Source organism: Aeromonas sp. S8(2024) (assembly GCF_041403085.1).
GTDB lineage: Bacteria > Pseudomonadota > Gammaproteobacteria > Enterobacterales > Aeromonadaceae > Aeromonas > Aeromonas dhakensis.
In genome coordinates this window covers 660,380-677,488 of the sequence record NZ_JBGLRF010000001.1, presented here as the reverse complement: position 1 = coordinate 677,488, position 17,109 = coordinate 660,380, and the positions used below count along the sequence as shown (strand labels likewise).

Here is a 17,109-nt window from a genome sequence, read left to right as displayed (position 1 = left end):
TAAACGTAAATTGATTGTTAGTCTAAGGTAAATTTGTTGCGCCATGACGGCAAGGGCGATTGCCCGGTCGTGATGGTCCCCGTCACAGGAGTGCCCATGGCCCGCCCGCAAACGGCCCATGATGTGCCAGCAAGGAGAGAGTGCCCATGAACAACCATCAGACCCGGTTCGGTGACGTACCGCTGCACATCGGCGGGGAAGCGTACCCTTCCGCGAGCGAGCAGTGGATCGAGGTGACCGACCCGGCGGATCAGAGCCTGCTGGCGCGAGTGCCAAAGGCCACCTCGGCGGAAATTGAGCTGGCGGTGCGCACCGCTCACGACGCCTATCTGCTGTGGCGGGAGGTGCCGGCCTCCGAGCGGGCCCGGGTGATGTTCAACTACCAGCATCTCTTGAAGACGCATCACGACGAGCTGGCGGCCCTGCTGGCTCAGGAGACCGGCAAGAACCTGGCGGATGCCAAAGGGGATGTGTGGCGAGGCATCGAGGTGGTGGAGCAGGCCTGCGCCATCGCCAGCCAGACCCTGGGGGAGACCATGGGTAACGTGGCCCGCCGGGTCGATGGCCACTCCTGGGTGCAGCCGCTCGGGGTTTGTCTTGGCATCACCCCCTTCAACTTTCCGGCCATGATCCCGCTTTGGATGTTCCCGCTGGCGGTGGCCTGCGGCAACGGCTTCGTGCTCAAGCCCTCCGAGCAGGATCCGCTCACCCCCATGCGCCTGGCCGAGCTGTTTGCCGAGGCAGGGGCCCCCAGGGGCATTCTGTCGGTAGTGCACGGCGGCGCCGAGCAGGTGGATGCGTTGCTGGCCCATCCCGACATCAAGGCGGTCAGCTTTGTTGGCTCGGCCCGGGTCGGCGGCCACGTCTATCGCAGCGCCACTTCCCAGCTCAAGCGGGCCCAGTGCTTTGTCGGTGCCAAGAACCACATGGTGATCATGCCGGATGCCAACAAGGCGCAGGTGCTGAGCAACCTGGTGGGGGCCGGGGTCGGCGCCGCCGGTCAGCGCTGCATGGCCATCAGCGTGGCGGTGTTCGTGGGCAGTGCCCGGGAGTGGATCCCCGAGCTTGCCGCCGAGTTCGCCAAGGTGAAGCCCGGTGTCTGGCACGATCCCGAAGCCGCCTACGGCCCCCTCATCAGCCCGGAGGCCAAAGTCAGGGTGGAGGGGCTTATCGAGGCGGGGATCGCCGAGGGGGCCGAGTGCCTGCTGGATGGCCGCTTCTGCGACGTGCCCGGCTACCCCGTGGGCAACTGGGTGGGGCCGACCCTGTTTCGCGGCGTGACCCCCGAGATGCGTATCTATAAGGAGGAGATCTTCGGGCCCGTGCTGGCCTGCCTCGAGGTGGCGAACCTCGATGAGGCGCTCGCCCTCATCAACGACAACCCCTACGGCAACGGCACCTCCATCTTCACCGGCTGCGGCGCTGCCGCCCGCAAGTTCCGTCACGAGGTGGCGGTGGGCCAGGTGGGGATCAACGTGCCCATCCCGGTGCCGCTGCCGTTTTTCTCCTTCACCGGCTGGCGTGGCTCCTTCTACGGGGATCTGCACGCCTACGGCAAGCAGGCGGTGCGTTTTTACACCGAGACCAAGACGGTGACCGAACGCTGGTTCGACGAAGACATCCCGACCGGCCCCAACATGACCATCCAACTGCGCTGACGGCAGGATGCCGCCTGGGTTGTCCGGGCGCACTCATTGACAGCAACGGAACGACCGAACAAGTAAAAGGAAGCGAACAAGATGGATTTTAACCTGACCCCGGATCAGCAGGCCTATGTGGAGGCCGCCAGCGCTTTTGCCGAGGAGGCGCTCAAGCCCCACGCCGCGCGCTGGGACAAGGAACATGAATTTCCCGTCCCCACCATCAAGCAGGCGGCGGCGCTTGGCTTTTGCGGCCTCTACACCCCGGAGCAGTATGGCGGCCTCGGCCTGCCGAGGCTCGATGCCAGCCTTATCTTCGAGCGCCTCGCCATGGGCTGCACCTCCACCACCGCCTATCTGACCATCCACAACATGGTGAGCTGGATGCTGGGCAGCTGGCTGCCTGCCGAGGTGGCCGAGGAGTGGGTACCCAGGCTGGCCAGCGGCGAGCTGCTGGGCTCTTATTGCCTCACCGAGCCGGGGGCCGGCTCCGATGCGGCGGCCCTCAAGACCCGCGCCGTGCGCGATGGCGAGGATTACGTCATCGATGGCAGCAAGGTGTTCATCTCGGGTGCCGGCAGCACCGACGTGCTGGTGGTGATGGCCCGCACCGGTGGCGAGGGGGCGAAGGGGATCTCCGCCTTTATGGTGCCGGCCGACACGCCGGGGGTGAGCTACGGCAAGGCGGAGGAGAAGATGGGCTGGAACAGCCAGCCGACCCGGGAGGTGAACTTCAGCGCCGTGCGCATTCCCGCCCGTTACCGGCTGGGGCAGGAGGGCGAGGGGTTCAAGTTCGCCATGCAGGCGCTCGATGGCGGGCGCATCAACATCGCCACCTGTTCGGTCGGCACCGCCCAGCAGGCCCTCGACGATGCCCTGGCCCATGTGCAGCAGCGCCAGCAATTTGGCCACCCGATCAGCGAATTCCAGAGCGTGCAGTTCCGCCTGGCCGACATGGCTACCGAGCTCGCCGCCGCCCGGCTGCTGGTGCGTCAGGCGGCCGCGAAACTCGATGCCGGGGCGCCGGACAAGAGCGCCTGGTGCGCCATGGCCAAGCGTTTTGCCACCGACGTGGGCCACCGCATCTGCGACGACGCCCTGCAACTCTTTGGCGGCTATGGTTATATCCGCGAGTACCCGCTCGAGCGCTACCTGCGCGATACCCGGGTCCACCGCATTCTGGAGGGGACGAATGAAGTGATGCGGCTCATCATCGCCCGCCGCCTGCTGGCCGAGCCCGGTCTGGCGCTGGAGTAGCAAGAGGGGGCCGCCCTGACGACGCGGTTGGCGTGACTCGTCGTCAGGCTTTGTGAGCCAGCCGCAGGTCGGCTCCATTCAACCCTGTCATCATGGGGCAGGTTTTTTGACAAGGACAACGCAATGACAAGGATCAGGCTCGAATATCACGGTCACGTGGCCTACATCACCCTCGACCATCCTCCCGCCAACACCTGGACGCTCGCCAGCCTGCAGGCCTTCTTGCAGATGATGGTGGAGCTCGACGGCCGCCCCGACGTGGTGGCGCTGGTGATCCGCGGGGCCGGAGACAAGTTCTTCTGTGCCGGCGCCGATCTCAACATGTTTGCCGACGGCAACCTGGAGCACGCCCGCGAAGTGGCCGAGGCCTTTGGCCGCGCCTTCGAGGCGCTGGCCCGCTTTCACGGCGTCAGCATCGCCGCCATCAATGGCTACGCCATGGGGGGCGGCCTCGAGGTAGCGCTGGCCTGCGACATCCGCATCGCCGAGCAGCAGGCCAAGCTGGGCTTGCCGGAGGCCTCGGTGGGCTTGCTGCCCTGCGCCGGCGGCACCCAGCGTCTCACCGAACTGGTGGGACCGGGCTGGGCCAAGCGGATGATCCTCTGCGGCGAGAAGGTGAGCGCCACCCTGGCCTACGAGATGGGGCTGGTGGAGGAGGTGGTGAAGGAGGGCCACGCCTGGGAGGCGGCGCACCAGATGGCCCAGCTGGTGGAGCGCCAGAGCCCGAGCGCCCTGCGCGCCTGCAAGACCCTCATCAATCAGGGGCGCAGCGGCCACCGGGACGCGGCGCTGCCGCTCGAGCGCAGCCTGTTTCTGACCCTGTTTGACGATGCCAACCAGCGCGAAGGGGTGGCCGCCTTCCTCGAGAAACGGGCCCCGCGCTGGCACTACGACCAACCCAAGCCGTTGAAGAGGGAGTGAAGGATGAATGAGGTAATGATGGCGGCCCGCCGTGTCGCAGGGGCTGATACCCGGTCTGCGGAGGCTAGCCATGAGTGAGCCTGTGCGCATCGAGACCCTCCCCACGGCAGATGGCCGCCACATCGGCATGCTGACCCTGGCCAGCCCCGCCTCCCTCAATGCCCTGAGCCTTGAGATGATCCAGTTGTTGCAGGCAGCGCTGACCCGCTGGGAGCAGGACCCGGCCATCGTCTGCGTGCTGCTGCAGGGGGCCGGCGAGAAGGCGTTTTGCGCCGGCGGCGACATCCGCTCTTTTTATTACCGCAAGCAGGAGGCGAGCGAGTCGGCACTGTTCGGCTATGCTCGCGACTTCTTTGAGCAGGAGTACCGGCTCGATCACCACATCCATTGCTACGGCAAGCCCCTCATCTGCGTGGCGGACGGCATCTGCATGGGGGGCGGCATCGGCCTCTTTGCCGGGGCCGGTTTTCGGGTGGTGACCGAGAAGAGCCTGTTCGCCATGCCGGAGGTGACCATAGGCCTCTACCCCGACGTGGGGGGCAGCTGGTTTTTGAGCCGCATGCCAGGCCGGCTCGGGCTCTGGCTCGGTCTCACCGGGGCCCGCTTCAACGGGGCGGACGCCATCGGTCTGGGTCTGGCGGATCACGCCATGGCGAGCCACGAGCGGGCGGAGCTGCCGGCGCGCCTCGCCGCCCTCGACTGGTCCGGCGCTGTCGATGCCAGCGAGCAGATCGAGGGACTGCTGGCCGGTTTGCAGCAATCTCTTGGCCAGACGCTGCCGGCCCCCGTGCTCTTGCCCCACCAGGCCCGCATCGATGCGCTGTTGGCGGGACGCACTTTGGAGGGAGTGATGACTAGGTTGCGCGAGGCTGAACTTGGCGATGCGAATCTAGTTCAAGCGTGGGCAAATTGCTTAGACGGCAGCCCCATCAGCCGCGCCATTCTCTGGCGCCAGTTCTGGCAGGCACGGCGGCAGTCGCTGGCCGAGGTGTTTGCCGACGAGCTGACTCTCTCGGTCAACTGCGTGCTCAGAGGGGACTTCGTGGAAGGGGTGCGGGCCCTGCTCATCGACAAGGACAAATCCCCCCGCTGGCAGGCCCCGCAGACAGGCGAGGCCTGGCTGGATGACTTCTATCGCTGGCCCGAGGGGGACAACCCCTTGCGCCCCCGCTGACGCGGGATCACACACAAGGAACAGACCATGACAAGGATTGGATTTATCGGGCTTGGCAACATGGGGGGCCCCATGGCCGCCAACCTGGCCAGGGCGGGGCACACAGTGCAGGTGTTTGATCTGGTGGCCGAGAGCCTGACCCGCGCCATCGAGGCCGGCTGCATCGCCGCCGGCGATGCCCACGAGGCGGTGAGCGGCTGCGAGCTGGTGATCAGCATGCTGCCGGCGGGGGAGCATGTGCGCAGCCTCTGGTTGGGTGAAAGCGCCGGTGAGCGGGGTGGGCAGGATCTGCTGGCGGCCCTGCCGCACGGCGCCCTGGTCATCGACTGCTCCACCATAGACGTGGCCTCGGCCCGCCAGGTGGGGGCGGCGGCGCAGGCGCGCGGCATCCGTTTTCTCGATGCTCCGGTGTCGGGAGGGGTGGCCGGCGCGGCGGCGGGGACGCTCACCTTCATCGTCGGCGGCGAACAGGCGGATTTTGAGGCGGCCAAACCCGTGCTCGCCTGCATGGGGCAGAACCTGTTTCACGCCGGGGCGCTCGGCGCCGGCCAGATCGCCAAGATGTGCAACAACATGCTGCTTGCCATCCACATGGCGGGCACCGCCGAGGCGCTGGCGCTCGGGGTCAAGGAGGGGCTGGATCCGGGCGTGCTCTCCACCATCATGGGCAAGAGCTCGGGCAACAACTGGAGCCTCGAGCGCTACAACCCCTGGCCCGGGGTGATGGAGAACGCACCGGCGTCGCGCAACTATCAGGGGGGCTTCATGACCCGGCTGATGGTCAAAGACCTGGGGCTCGCCATGGCCCTGGCCGAGCATGCCCACAGCGCCGTGCCCATGGGGGCGCTGGCGCGCAACCTGTTCAACCTGCACGCCACCAAGGGACAGGGGGCCCGGGATTTTTCCAGCATCGTCGAACTCTATCTGGACAAGACAGAGCCGGGTTAAGGGCCGCTATCTACCTTTTTACCCGATAGTCTTTGACTCGATAGTCACCGGCCATCTCACCAGGAGCATTTATGGATATCACACAGAAAGTCATCGCCATCACGGGGGCGGGCAGGGGGCTGGGCCGCGCCATCGCCCTGAGTCTGGCGGAGCAGGGGGCGCAGCTTGCGCTCATCGACGTCAACCGCACCGATCTGGAGGTGACCGAGGCGGAGGTGCGCAGCCGTGACGGCCGCTGCGCCCTGTTCGTCTGCAACGTGGCGAGCGAGCCGGAGGTCGAGGCGACCTTCGCCGCCATCAAGGATCAGTTCGGTGCCCTGCACGGCCTCGTCAACTGCGCCGGCATACTGCGGGACGGCATGCTGATCAAGGTGAAGGAGGGGTTGCTTGCGGAGAAGATGAGCCTGGCCCAGTGGCAGAGCGTCATCGACGTCAACCTCACCGGCACCTTCCTGTGCGGGCGCGAGGGAGCGGCGCTGATGGCCACCGGCGGGGAGGGGGGCGTCATCATCAACATCTCCTCCATCGCCCGCGCCGGCAACATGGGCCAGAGCAACTATGCCGCCAGCAAGGCGGGGGTGGCTTCGCTGGTGGTCACCTGGGGGAAGGAGCTGGCCCGTCACGGCATCCGGGTGATGGGCATCGCTCCCGGGGTGTTTGCCACCGACATGACGGCGGCGATGAAACCGGAGGCGATGGCCCGCATGCAGCAGGCCATCCCGGTGGGCACCCTCGGGCAGGCGGCGCAGCTGGCCCAGACGGTGCATTTTATTCTCGCCAATGACTATCTGTCGGGGCGGATGATCGAGCTCGACGGCGGTTTGCGCCTCTAGATTCCAGCTCTCTTTTGCAGATGCCCCTGGCCCTCGGTGCAGGGGCATTTTTATTGAAACGTTTGTCAGCAGTCAGGTTTGCCGAGCTCGGCTGCAAGCTGCATTCTCATGCAGGTCTTATCCGCAAAAAGGGGGCTCAGGTCATGGAAAAATGTGAAATATCAACGGGTCTTTCTTAATTTGAACCAGCTCACAGGCCCCCGGGGTCAGTGCTGTAAAATTGCGCGCGGTCAAGGCGGTGCATGATTGACGGTACGAGGGATTGCGGTCGGAATAGTCATGCAATATAGTTGCCGCCTTTTTCACGGGGTATGGATTTCTAGCCCCTCCCATATTGCGCGCAGTATGAATACGGACGCTCTGCCGCCGCCTAATTAAACAGGATTGAGATGGACAAGAAACTGGGGCTTGGCGCCCTCATCTCGCTGGTGATCGGCTCCATGGTCGGTGCCGGGGTCTTCAGTCTGCCGCAAAACATCGCCGCTCATGCCAGTGCCGGGGCCGTCGCTTTGGGATGGGCCATCACAGGTATCGGCATGATCTGCCTCGCGCTTGTGTATCAGAATCTCTCCATGCGTCGCCCGGATCTCGATGGCGGCATCTTCAGCTATGCCAAGGCCGGTTTCGGCGATTTCATCGGCTTCAACGCCGCCTGGGGCTACTGGCTCTGCCAGCTGCTGGCCAACGTCTCCTACGCCATCGTGGTGTTCAGTGCACTGAGCTACTTCTTCGACACGCCGGACAACGTCATCTTCGGGGACGGCAACACCCCGGTGGCCATCACGCTCGCCTCCATCCTCATCTGGTCGGTACACGCCCTGGTGCTGCGCGGCATCCAGGTGGCGGCGCTGGTGAACATCGTCACCACCATCGCCAAGATGGTGCCCCTCATCGTCTTCTGCGTGGCCATCCTGCTCGCCTTCAATATGGATACCTTCACCCTGGACATCTGGGGTCAGGGCACGCCTGAGCTGGGTTCCGTGATGGATCAGGTCAAGTCCACCATGAAGGTGACGCTCTGGGTCTTCATCGGTATCGAGGGGGCCGTGGTGGTCTCCGCCCGTGCCCGCCATCGCAAGGACGTAGGCCGTGCCACCGTGTTGGCGCTGCTGGGGGCCCTGACGCTCTACGTCATGGTGACCCTGTTCTCGCTAGGGGTCATGAACCAGCCGCAACTGGCGGCCCTCAAGAACCCCTCCACCGCCATGATCCTGGAAGCCGTGGTCGGCCCCTGGGGTGCCTGGCTCATCAACATCGGCCTGGTGATCTCGGTGATGGGGGCCCTGCTGAGCTGGACCGTGCTGGCGGCGGAAGTGCCCTACATCGCGGGCAAGACCGGCGTCTTCCCCGGCTGGTTCGCCAAGGAGAACAAGAACGGCTCGCCCCAGGTGTCGCTCTGGTGCTCCACCTGCCTGGTACAGACCTTCCTCATCATCATCTATTTCCAGAGCAGCACCTATCTGGCGCTGGTCAACATCGCCACCTCGGCGGCGCTGGTGCCCTACGTCTTCTCCGGCGCCTACGGTCTGAAGCTGGCGCTGAAAGGGGAGACCTACGCAGGTCAGCCTCATCAGCGCAAGCGCGACCTCTTCCTGGCGCTGGTGGCGACCGTCTACGGCTGTTGGCTGGTCTATGCCGCCGGGGTCGAGTACCTGCTGCTGGTGGCACTGCTCTACAGCCCCGGCATCTTCATCTACTGGAAGGCGCGCCAGCACCATGGGCTGCGCGGCCTCAACCGGCTGGAGCAGGGGATGACGGCGGCCCTGCTCGGTTGCGCCGTGCTGGCCTTCTACAAGGTGATGGACGGTACCATTCCCTTGAGTTAACCGGCACAATGAAGAGATGGCCCAAGGGCCATCTCTTTTTTTATGTGCTGCACACGACTTGGTGCGCGGCAGAGCCTCGGAAGGAATTTTTATGCTGTTTATGGGTTATCTGCTGCTGGGGGCATTCGCCGGCATGCTGGCGGGATTGTTCGGCATCGGCGGCGGTCTCATCATAGTGCCCGTGCTGGTATTGAGTTTTCATGCCCAGGGCGTCGCCCCCGACATCATTACCCATCTGGCGCTCGGCACCTCGCTGCCCACCATGATCTTCACCGGCTTCAGCTCCCTGCGTGCCCACCAGGAGGCCGGGGCGGTGGACTGGGTGATGATCCGCCGGCTTGGCGCCGGCATGCTGGTCGGGGCCTGGCTCGGCGGCATGACCGCCAATCTGCTCAGCGCCAGCACCCTCAACATCATCATCGGCTGCTTCGCCTGGACCATGGCGCTGCAGATGGGGCTCAACCTCAAGCCCAAGGCGGAGCGTCATCTGCCGGGGGCGCTTGGCACCGGCATCGCCGGCACCCTCATCGGCTGGATGTCTGCACTGTTTGGCATCGGTGGCGGCTCGCTGACCGTGCCTTATCTGAGCTGGAACAGCGTGCCGATGCGCAACGCCGTGGCGGCCTCGGCCGCCTGCAGCATGCCCATCGCCCTGGCGGGCAGCCTCAGCTACCTCTACGCAGGCTGGGGCAACCCGGATCTGCCAGAGTGGAGCCTGGGTTACATCTATCTGCCGGCGCTGCTCGGCATAGTGCTCACCAGTACCCAGTTTGCCCGGGTCGGCGCCAAACTGGCGCACCGGCTCTCTCCCCAGCGGCTCAAGCAGGCGTTCGCCCTGCTGATGCTGCTGGTGGGGGCAAAATTCATGCTGTTTAGCTGAACCCTTGGCCAGATTGTTGAAAAATAAGGCGAACGGCACGGGCGAGGGCAGAAAGCCGTTGCATTGATGGGCCAGTTTGCCTATTCTCCTCGCCGGTGGTCCTATTGGTCCTCTCGCATTGATAACCCGTCGACCTGGTCAGGACCGGAAGGTAGCAGCCAAGGCGGGGGACTCGAGTGCCGGGATGTGGCTGGTAGGGCCACCACTTGTTTCTGCAATTCAATAAGTTACCTATCAATCTCTCTTCAGACCTCTTGGTCATCCACTTGATGTGAATGAGTCTGGCGTCTTCATCCCATATTTCCGATTCTCTGCCGCAAGCTCTCAGGTGCGACCGCAAGGTGACCCTGGCGTCCAGCGCGAACGTCCCCCCCTTGATCTTCCACGCAGTTCCCTTGGGATCATGTTTCCCTCAGTCACTGCCCGTGGCCTCTATTGCCATTGCATTCTCTTTGTTCTCACCACGCTACAACCCCTTTTTGAAAGAGAAGGGCTTGCCGTACGCCTACGGCCAGGCGCTGGAAAGCGCCAGACCGTCGGCAAGCAGGGCACCTGGCTGGTGGTGCGCCAACCACTTGCTGGCCTGACGGGCAACGGCCAGCACTGGGGGATCAGGCCAGCAGCGCTCGCTTCTCGATCAGGAAATCCATCAGCGCCCGGATCTTGGCCGGCATCTGGGCCCGCGAGGGCACATAGAGATAAAACCCCGGGAAGGGGGGGCACCAGGGGGCAAGTACCCGCTCCAGTGAGCCGTCACTCAGGTGCTGGCGCACCCGCAGATCCAGGTGTTTGACCAGCCCCACCCCCTGCAGGGCCGCCTGCAGCATGCTGTCGTCGTCGTTGAACACGGCGTTGCCTTTGGGATCGACGATCTGGGTGTGCTGCTCCTCATCGGGGGAGGTGAACGACCAGCGGTCTATGGTGTTGCTGGAGGTGAAGCGGTAGGCCAGGCAGTTGTGCCGGGTGAGATCGCCCGGGGTCTGCGGCGTGCCATGCTGCCTGAAATAGTCGGGGGCGCCGACGATGGCCATGGTCAAAGGGGGGGTGATGGGCACCGCCACCACGTGTTCATCCAGGCTCTCCCCTAGGCGAATGCCGGCATCCATCCCGTCGGCGATGATGTTGGAAAAACCGTCCGCCATCACCAGCTCCAGTCGAAGCTTGGGATGGCTGGCCAGAAACTCCCCCATGTGGGGCTCGACCAGCAGTCTGGCGGCGATGCGCGAGCTGTTGATGCGTATAAGGCCTGAGGGCTCAAGGTGGGAGTCATTGAGCTCGCTCACCACCCGCTCGATGGCCGTGAGGGAGGGTTGCAGCACGTCCAGCAGGCGCCGCCCCTCCTCGGTCAGCGACATGTCGCGGGTGGTACGGTTGAGCAGCCGCACCTGCAGCTGCTGCTCCAGCCCCTTGAGGTGCTGGGAGAGGGCGGCGCGGGTCACCCCCATCTCGGTGGCGGCCTTGGTGAAGCTGCGGTGACGGGCGATGTGGGCAAACCACGTCAGTGACGCGACGAGTGAAGGTTCTATGGGCATTTGTTTAGCCTGGCTAATCAGTCATGTCTGGATAGGTGCGTATATCTAGCTCAATAGACTTACTACTATTAGCTCGAACTCGCGTCAAGCATGACGCCCCTGAACCTAACGGAGAGCCCGACCATGTCCCATGTCACCTTCCCCAATCGCAACGGCCAAGGCATCACTATGGCCGCCATCGTTCACTTCCCGCCGCACTTCGATGAGCGCAAGCAGTACCCGGCGGTCGTGGTCTCCCACCCCGGCGGCGGGGTGAAGGAGCAGACCGCGGGCCTGTACGCCAGCAAGCTGGCCGAGCAGGGTCTCATCGCCATCGCCTTTGACCGCTCCTATCAGGGCGAGAGCTCGGGCGAGCCGCGCCAGCTGGAGAATCCCCATGTCAGCAGCGAGGACGTCAGCGCCGTGGTGGACTACCTGACCACACTGCCCTATGTCGACGAGAACCGGATCGGGGCCATGGGCATCTGCGCCGGTGCCGGCTACAGCGCCAATGCCGCCATCCAGGATCGCCGCATCAAGGCGCTCGGCATGGTCAGCGCGGTCAACATCGGCCAGATGTTCCGCAATGGCTGGGACAACAGCGTCAAGGATGCCGATGCCATTGGGTATCTGGCGTTCGGCTCCCAGGCGCGCACCGCAGATGCGACCGGCAGCGGCTACGCCACCATCCCCTTGGCGCCCCTGCGTGAAGAGGATGCCCCCAACGAGGAGCTGCGCGAAGCCTGGGAGTACTACCACACCCCGCGCTGCAAGCACCCCAACGCGCCGGGCTTTGCGCTGACCCGCAACCTGAACCAGATCATCACCTACGACGCCTATCACAAAGCGGAGGCCTTCCTGACCCAGCCGATCCTGGCGGTAGCTGGCAGCGTGGCTGGCAGCAAGTGGATGAGCGATGACCTGCTGGCGCGCGCCGCGAGCACAGACAAGACCCTGCATGTGGTGGAGGGGGCCAACCACATGTCCCTCTACGACGTGCCCCGCCATGTCGACGAGGCCGTCGCCAAGCTGGCCCCCTTCTTCCTGCGGACCCTGAACTAATCGGCCCGCGAGAGGGGGAGGCCCCTCTCGCTTATCGAGGAGCATCATCATGAGCCATGTATTGAACCTGACCTATCAGAACCTGGGCTGGCAGACGGCGGCCGACCTCTACCTGCCGCCCGATTTCGACGAGCAACAGCGCTACCCGGCCATCGTCAGCACCCACCCCATCGGCAGCTGCAAGGAGCAGACCGCCGGCAATGTCTACGCCAAGGGGCTGGCCGCGGCAGGGTTCGTGGTACTGGTGCCCGACGCCAGCTTCCAGGGAGCCAGCGGCGGTGAGCCGCGCTTTATCGAGGATCCGGCGATTCGGGTCTCCGACATCCGCTTCGCGGTGGACTACCTGCAATCCCTCTCTTATGTGGATAGCGATCGCATCGGCGCCATCGGCGTGTGCGGCGGCGGCGCCTACACCATCCATGCGGGCATCACGGATCACCGCCTCAAGGCGCTGGTCTCCATCACCGGGGTCAACTATGGCCGCCTGATCCGCGAAGGCTTCGCCCAGTTCAAACCTCTTGAGCTGGCCCAGAGCATCGCCCGGATGCGCACGGCGCAGGCACAAGGTGACGCCACTGAGCCCGCCGATCTGCTGCCAGAGTCCGTGGCGGCGGCCACCACGGCAGGCATCACCGACATCGACGTGCTGGAGGCCACCGAGTACTACAAGACGGCGCGCGGTCAGCAGCCTCATGGCGCGACCCGCCAGCTGATGTCCTTCACCGGCGCCGCCATGGGGTGGGATGCCTTCCTCCATGCCGAGGTGCTGCTGACCCAGCCGTTGATGGTGGTCATCGGCGACAAGGCGGGGGGCTTTGGGGCCTATCGGGATGGCTGGGAGATCTACGGCCGCGCCGCCTCCACCGACAAGCACATCGTCGTGGCCGAAGGCTGGTCCCATTACGACCTCTACGACAAAGCCGAGCCGGTGGCCATCGCCATGGCAAGCCTCGTGCCCTTCTTCCAGCGCACCCTGTGATCCCGCGGTGGGGCATCCCCACCCATTCAAGCGACAAGGTAAACCGATATGCGAAACGTACTGATCCTCGGCGCCAGCGGCCAGATAGCCCGGTGGGTGGTCAAGGGGCTCGCCGGGCAGGGCGACATCCGCCAGACCCTGCTGCTGCGCGACCCCAAAAAATTGAGCGGCCGTGAGCCGGCCAACGCCAAAGTGGTGATCGGCAGCGTGCTGGACAAGCCGCTGCTCAAGGAGGCGATGGCAGGACAAGAGATCGTCTACGCCAACCTCAGTGGCGACAACCTGGACAAGCAGGCTCAGGCGGTCATCACCGCCATGCAGGCCGCCGGAGTGAAGCGCCTGGTCTTCGTGCTGTCCCTTGGGATCTACGACGAGGTGCCCGGCAAGTTCGGCCAGTGGAATCGCGGCATCATCGGCGAGGAGCTTAAACCCTACCGACGTGCGGCGGACGCCATCGAGGCATCGGGTCTGGATTACACCATCTTGCGCCCGGCCTGGCTGACCGATGAGGATGAAGTGGATTACGAGCTGACCGCCAAGGGTCAGCCCTTCTTGGGCACTGTGGTGTCGCGCAGGAGCGTGGGGGATCTCATCACCCGGATCCTGGTCTCCCCCGATTTACATCTGGGGGAGAACCTTGGCATCCACCAACCCGGCAGCGAGGGCGACAAGCCGTACTTCATGTAAGGGAAGGCCTGGGCGCTGGTCTGCGGCGCCGGGACGGGGGCGCGGGCGTCATGTCGCTTGCAGCGACGCCATGCCGGTCCGGTGGGCCTGCTCCAGTTCATCCAGGTCGAGCACATAGGCGCGGTTGTCCGCGAGGCTGGCTATCGCCAGATCGATGAAGTGGCGCACCCGGGCGGGCTGGGCGGCGCGACTGCCGTAGTAGAGAAACAGGCCGAGCCTCTGGGTCATGTGCTCGAGCAGCAAGGGCACCAGGCGGCCGGCGCGGATATGCGCCGCCGCCGTCGGCCCGGCCAGCTGGCCGATGACGTCGCCAGCCAGCACGGCCCCCAGCTCCACCATCTCGTCGTTGGTGGAGAGTGCCGGGCGCACCGGATGCTCCTGCAGTTCGTCCCCCATCTTGACGTACCAGGGGATCAGGCGCCCGTTGCCCGCGTGGCGAAAGGCACTGCAGCGATGCAGGGCAAGATCGTGCAGGGTGAGGGGCACGCCATATTTGCGCAGATACGCGGGGGCGGCGCAGATGATGAGCTGCATGGGGAACAGGCGGCGTGCGATCAGCCCCTCCTGGGGCGAGATGCCGATGCGCAGCCCCACATCGACCCGCTCCTCCACCCAGTTGCCGACCCTGTCATCGAGCCGGATATCCGGCTGCACATCGGGATAGCGGCGGCAGTACTCCTCCAGCAGCGGCCCTATGACTGTCTGCACCACGGAACGCGGGCCCACTATTCGCAGCGGGCCGGCGAACTCCTCACGGGTCTGGCGCGCCGCCGTCAGGGCCTGCTGCAGGCCGAGCAGGGCAGGCTGCGCCGCCTCCAGAAATCGTTGCCCCTCTTCGGTCAGCGACATGCTGCGGGTGGTGCGATGAAACAGGCGTACCCCCAGATAGCTTTCCAGCTGCCCGAGCGCCTTGCTGGCGGCCTGGGGAGAGATCTGCTGGGCCTCGGCCGCCTTGCTGAGGCTACCCAGCTCGGCCGTGTGTACGAAGGTGGTGATGGAGCGCAATTCGTTGATCATGGTCTGGCTCATGGATTTACATCATTTGGTTGTAACTGATTCCACCATTTACCGTCTAGTTCGATGTTTATCCCATCTCTATAGTGCGTCCATCGACCGCGCCAGCCTTTAGCGCTTGACTCCCCTTCGGGTTGGTTGAGACAAGGGGCTGTGCATCCATGGTTACCAGGGCAGTTTCGGCTGCATTGTGAGAAAAGGAGCAAGCATGCAAACACGTCAATTGGGTCACAGCGGGCTGACGGTATCCGCCATCGGTCTGGGCTGCATGGGCTTGAGCTTTGGTTATGGCCCCGCCACCGACAAGGCGGAGGCGATCGCCCTGATCCGGCGCGCCCATGAGCTCGGGGTCACCTTCTTCGATACCGCCGAAGCCTATGGCCCGGGCGACAACGAGTTGCTGCTGGGGGAGGCGCTGGCCCCGTTTCGCGACAAGGTGGTGATCGCCACCAAGTTCGGCTTCAAGCACGGCAAGGTACCCGATGGGCTGGACAGCCGGCCGGAAAATATCCGCGCCGTGGCCGAGGCATCCCTGCGCCGGCTCAACACCGATGTCATCGATCTCTTCTATCAGCACCGCGTCGATCCCGAGGTGCCGATGGAAGAGGTGGCCGGCACCGTACAGGACCTGATCCGCGAGGGGAAAGTGCGCCACTTCGGTCTGTCCGAGGCCGGCGTCGATTCCATCCGCCGTGCCCACAAGGTGCAGCCGGTGGCGGCGCTGCAGAGCGAATATTCCCTCTGGTGGCGTGAGCCCGAGCAGATGATCCTGCCGCTGCTCGACGAGCTGGGGATAGGTTTCGTGCCGTTCAGCCCGCTTGGCAAGGGCTTTCTGACCGGGGCCATCAAGGCCGATACCCGCTTCGAGGCGAACGATTTTCGCAGCATAGTGCCGCGCTTTGCCGAGGAGGCCCGCGCCGCCAACCTGCGCCTGGTGGAGGTGCTGGGGGATCTGGCCGCCAGCAAGGGGGTGACGCCGGCCCAGATTGCGCTTGCCTGGCTGCTGGCCCAGCGGCCCTGGATCGTGCCCATTCCGGGTACCACCAAGCTGCAACGGCTGGAAGAGAACCTGGGGGCCGCCGCCATCAGGCTCGGCAGCAGCGAGCTGACCGACATTGACGCCGCCGTGGCAGGCATCGAGCTGGAAGGGGGACGCTACCCGGCGCACTTGGGAAAACTGGTGGGGCGCTGAGGCGCCCTGTTTGAAAGCGAGCCGTGCAAGGCACCCGGCCACTGCCGCGTGTCTTGGTAACGCTCGCGTCGCCCCGGTTCGCCGGGGCCCTTATGTTGTTATGACTCACAGGAGCCGCGATGGCCGGTATTATCTCGTCTGTATTGCAATCGGGTCTGCCCGAACACCAGGACTCAACCCAGTATCGGGCAGGCCGGTTTCACAATCTGGTGGCGCCCCCCGCGCGCAGTGTCTGGAAAGAGGTCGGGATCTGGCGTGACTTCCTGTTTGGCAAGCCCGCCGGCACCCTGCCGGATCGCGCCATCCCGGTGCAGGCCATGACCCTTGCGGATGTCATGGCGGCTCCGGATTTCAGCGTCTGGCGGCTGGGTCACTCCAGCCTGCTGCTCAAATTGCGCGGCCAGTTCTGGTTGACCGATCCCGTCTTCAGCGAGCGCGCCTCACCGCTCTCATGGCTTGGCCCCAGGCGCTGGCACGCCCCGCCCATGGCCCTTGAGGATCTGCCGCCCCTGGCCGGGGTGATCCTCTCCCACGATCACTATGACCACCTGGATCACGCCACCATAGTGGCGCTGCAGGGCAGGGTGGCGCACTTCATCACCCCGCTCGGGGTCGGGGCCAGGCTCCGCGCCTGGGGCGTGCCGGCACACAAGATCAGGGAGCTGGACTGGTGGCAGCAGACCCGGGTCGATGGCATTGAACTCATCGCCACGCCGGCCCAGCACTTCTCCGGCCGCGGCCTGAGCGATGGCAACCAGACTCTGTGGGCCTCCTGGGTCATTCGCAGCGATGAGTGCAAGCTGTTCTTCAGCGGTGACAGCGGCTATTTCGCCGGCTTCAAGGAGATAGGTGAGCGCCATGGCCCGTTTGACATCGCCTTCCTCGAGACGGGGGCCTACAACGAGCGCTGGGCCCATGTGCACATGTTTCCGGCCCAGACCGCACAGGCGTTTCACGATCTGCGCGCAACCTGGCTCTATCCCATCCACAACGGAACCTTCGATCTTGCCATGCACCCATGGGATGAGCCGCTGGAGCAGATCACCCGGCTGGCAGCCGAGCAGCAGATCCCGCTGACCACCCCCATGATGGGGGAACCGCTGACCTTGCAAGCCCCCCATGGCGGCACCCCCTGGTGGCGGGAGTGAACCTGGGTCTGGCTCAAGCGTGAGAACGGGCGCCCAT

Annotated in this window: 15 protein-coding genes and 1 other RNA gene; 14 read left to right on the top strand and 2 right to left on the bottom strand. The window is 64.9% G+C overall.

Annotated features, from left to right (window positions below; genetic code table 11):
* Nucleotides 1-146 precede the first annotated feature (146 nt).
* From ACB031_RS02940 to ffs, 9 genes are all read left to right on the top strand, one after another.
* A complete protein-coding gene (locus tag ACB031_RS02940; protein WP_123246277.1) occupies nt 147-1,658 on the top strand; it encodes a CoA-acylating methylmalonate-semialdehyde dehydrogenase in 1,512 nt (503 codons plus the stop codon).
* An 81-nt stretch (nt 1,659-1,739) separates the two neighbouring features.
* Nucleotides 1,740-2,897 carry an acyl-CoA dehydrogenase family protein gene (locus ACB031_RS02935; protein WP_371138964.1) on the top strand — a complete coding sequence of 386 codons (1,158 nt, stop codon included), beginning with the start codon at nt 1,740-1,742 and terminating at the stop codon, nt 2,895-2,897.
* Between the two features lie 123 nt (nt 2,898-3,020).
* Nucleotides 3,021-3,818: an enoyl-CoA hydratase gene (locus ACB031_RS02930; RefSeq protein ID WP_329275213.1), complete on the top strand. Its 798-nt coding sequence runs from the start codon at nt 3,021-3,023 to the stop codon at nt 3,816-3,818.
* Nucleotides 3,819-3,888: 70 nt separating this feature from the next.
* Nucleotides 3,889-4,992, top strand: coding sequence for an enoyl-CoA hydratase/isomerase family protein (locus tag ACB031_RS02925; RefSeq protein WP_371138963.1), 1,104 nt, complete (start codon nt 3,889-3,891; stop codon nt 4,990-4,992).
* A gap of 27 nt (nt 4,993-5,019) precedes the next feature.
* Nucleotides 5,020-5,940: a 3-hydroxyisobutyrate dehydrogenase gene (mmsB, locus tag ACB031_RS02920; RefSeq protein WP_371138962.1), complete on the top strand. Its 921-nt coding sequence runs from the start codon at nt 5,020-5,022 to the stop codon at nt 5,938-5,940.
* A 71-nt stretch (nt 5,941-6,011) separates the two neighbouring features.
* Nucleotides 6,012-6,773 carry an SDR family oxidoreductase gene (locus tag ACB031_RS02915; protein WP_010633820.1) on the top strand — a complete coding sequence of 254 codons (762 nt, stop codon included), beginning with the start codon at nt 6,012-6,014 and terminating at the stop codon, nt 6,771-6,773.
* A 389-nt stretch (nt 6,774-7,162) separates the two neighbouring features.
* Nucleotides 7,163-8,599 (top strand): arginine-ornithine antiporter, encoded by a 1,437-nt coding sequence (arcD, locus tag ACB031_RS02910; RefSeq protein ID WP_010633821.1) that lies wholly within the window; start codon nt 7,163-7,165, stop codon nt 8,597-8,599.
* A gap of 91 nt (nt 8,600-8,690) precedes the next feature.
* The gene (locus ACB031_RS02905; protein ID WP_017779682.1) at nt 8,691-9,479 is read left to right on the top strand and encodes a sulfite exporter TauE/SafE family protein; all 789 of its coding nucleotides are present in this window, start codon (nt 8,691-8,693) and stop codon (nt 9,477-9,479) included.
* A 102-nt stretch (nt 9,480-9,581) separates the two neighbouring features.
* An RNA gene (ffs, locus tag ACB031_RS02900) (signal recognition particle sRNA small type) lies at nt 9,582-9,678 on the top strand.
* A gap of 412 nt (nt 9,679-10,090) precedes the next feature.
* Here ffs and ACB031_RS02895 read toward each other — a convergent pair.
* Nucleotides 10,091-11,011 carry a LysR family transcriptional regulator gene (locus ACB031_RS02895; RefSeq protein WP_371138961.1) on the bottom strand — a complete coding sequence of 307 codons (921 nt, stop codon included), beginning with the start codon at nt 11,009-11,011 and terminating at the stop codon, nt 10,091-10,093.
* Between the two features lie 123 nt (nt 11,012-11,134).
* Between ACB031_RS02895 and ACB031_RS02890 the strand changes: the two genes are divergently transcribed.
* Genes ACB031_RS02890 through ACB031_RS02880 form a run of 3 tightly spaced genes read left to right on the top strand, consistent with a single transcriptional unit; the run spans nt 11,135 to nt 13,718 of the window.
* A complete protein-coding gene (locus ACB031_RS02890) occupies nt 11,135-12,052 on the top strand; it encodes an alpha/beta hydrolase (RefSeq protein WP_371138960.1) in 918 nt (305 codons plus the stop codon).
* A gap of 49 nt (nt 12,053-12,101) precedes the next feature.
* Entirely contained in the window at nt 12,102-13,031 is a 930-nt protein-coding gene (locus ACB031_RS02885; RefSeq protein WP_123246237.1) for an alpha/beta hydrolase, read from the top strand.
* A gap of 48 nt (nt 13,032-13,079) precedes the next feature.
* Entirely contained in the window at nt 13,080-13,718 is a 639-nt protein-coding gene (locus tag ACB031_RS02880) for an SDR family oxidoreductase (RefSeq protein ID WP_213343298.1), read from the top strand.
* A 48-nt stretch (nt 13,719-13,766) separates the two neighbouring features.
* Here ACB031_RS02880 and ACB031_RS02875 read toward each other — a convergent pair whose 3' ends face one another.
* Nucleotides 13,767-14,747, bottom strand: coding sequence for a LysR family transcriptional regulator (locus ACB031_RS02875; protein ID WP_010633827.1), 981 nt, complete (start codon nt 14,745-14,747; stop codon nt 13,767-13,769).
* Between the two features lie 193 nt (nt 14,748-14,940).
* On the opposite strand from ACB031_RS02875, the gene ACB031_RS02870 reads away from it, so the two are divergent.
* Nucleotides 14,941-15,924, top strand: coding sequence for an aldo/keto reductase (locus ACB031_RS02870; protein ID WP_371138959.1), 984 nt, complete (start codon nt 14,941-14,943; stop codon nt 15,922-15,924).
* A gap of 119 nt (nt 15,925-16,043) precedes the next feature.
* Nucleotides 16,044-17,072 (top strand): MBL fold metallo-hydrolase, encoded by a 1,029-nt coding sequence (locus ACB031_RS02865; protein WP_371138958.1) that lies wholly within the window; start codon nt 16,044-16,046, stop codon nt 17,070-17,072.
* The last annotated feature ends 37 nt before the right edge of the window (nt 17,073-17,109 follow it).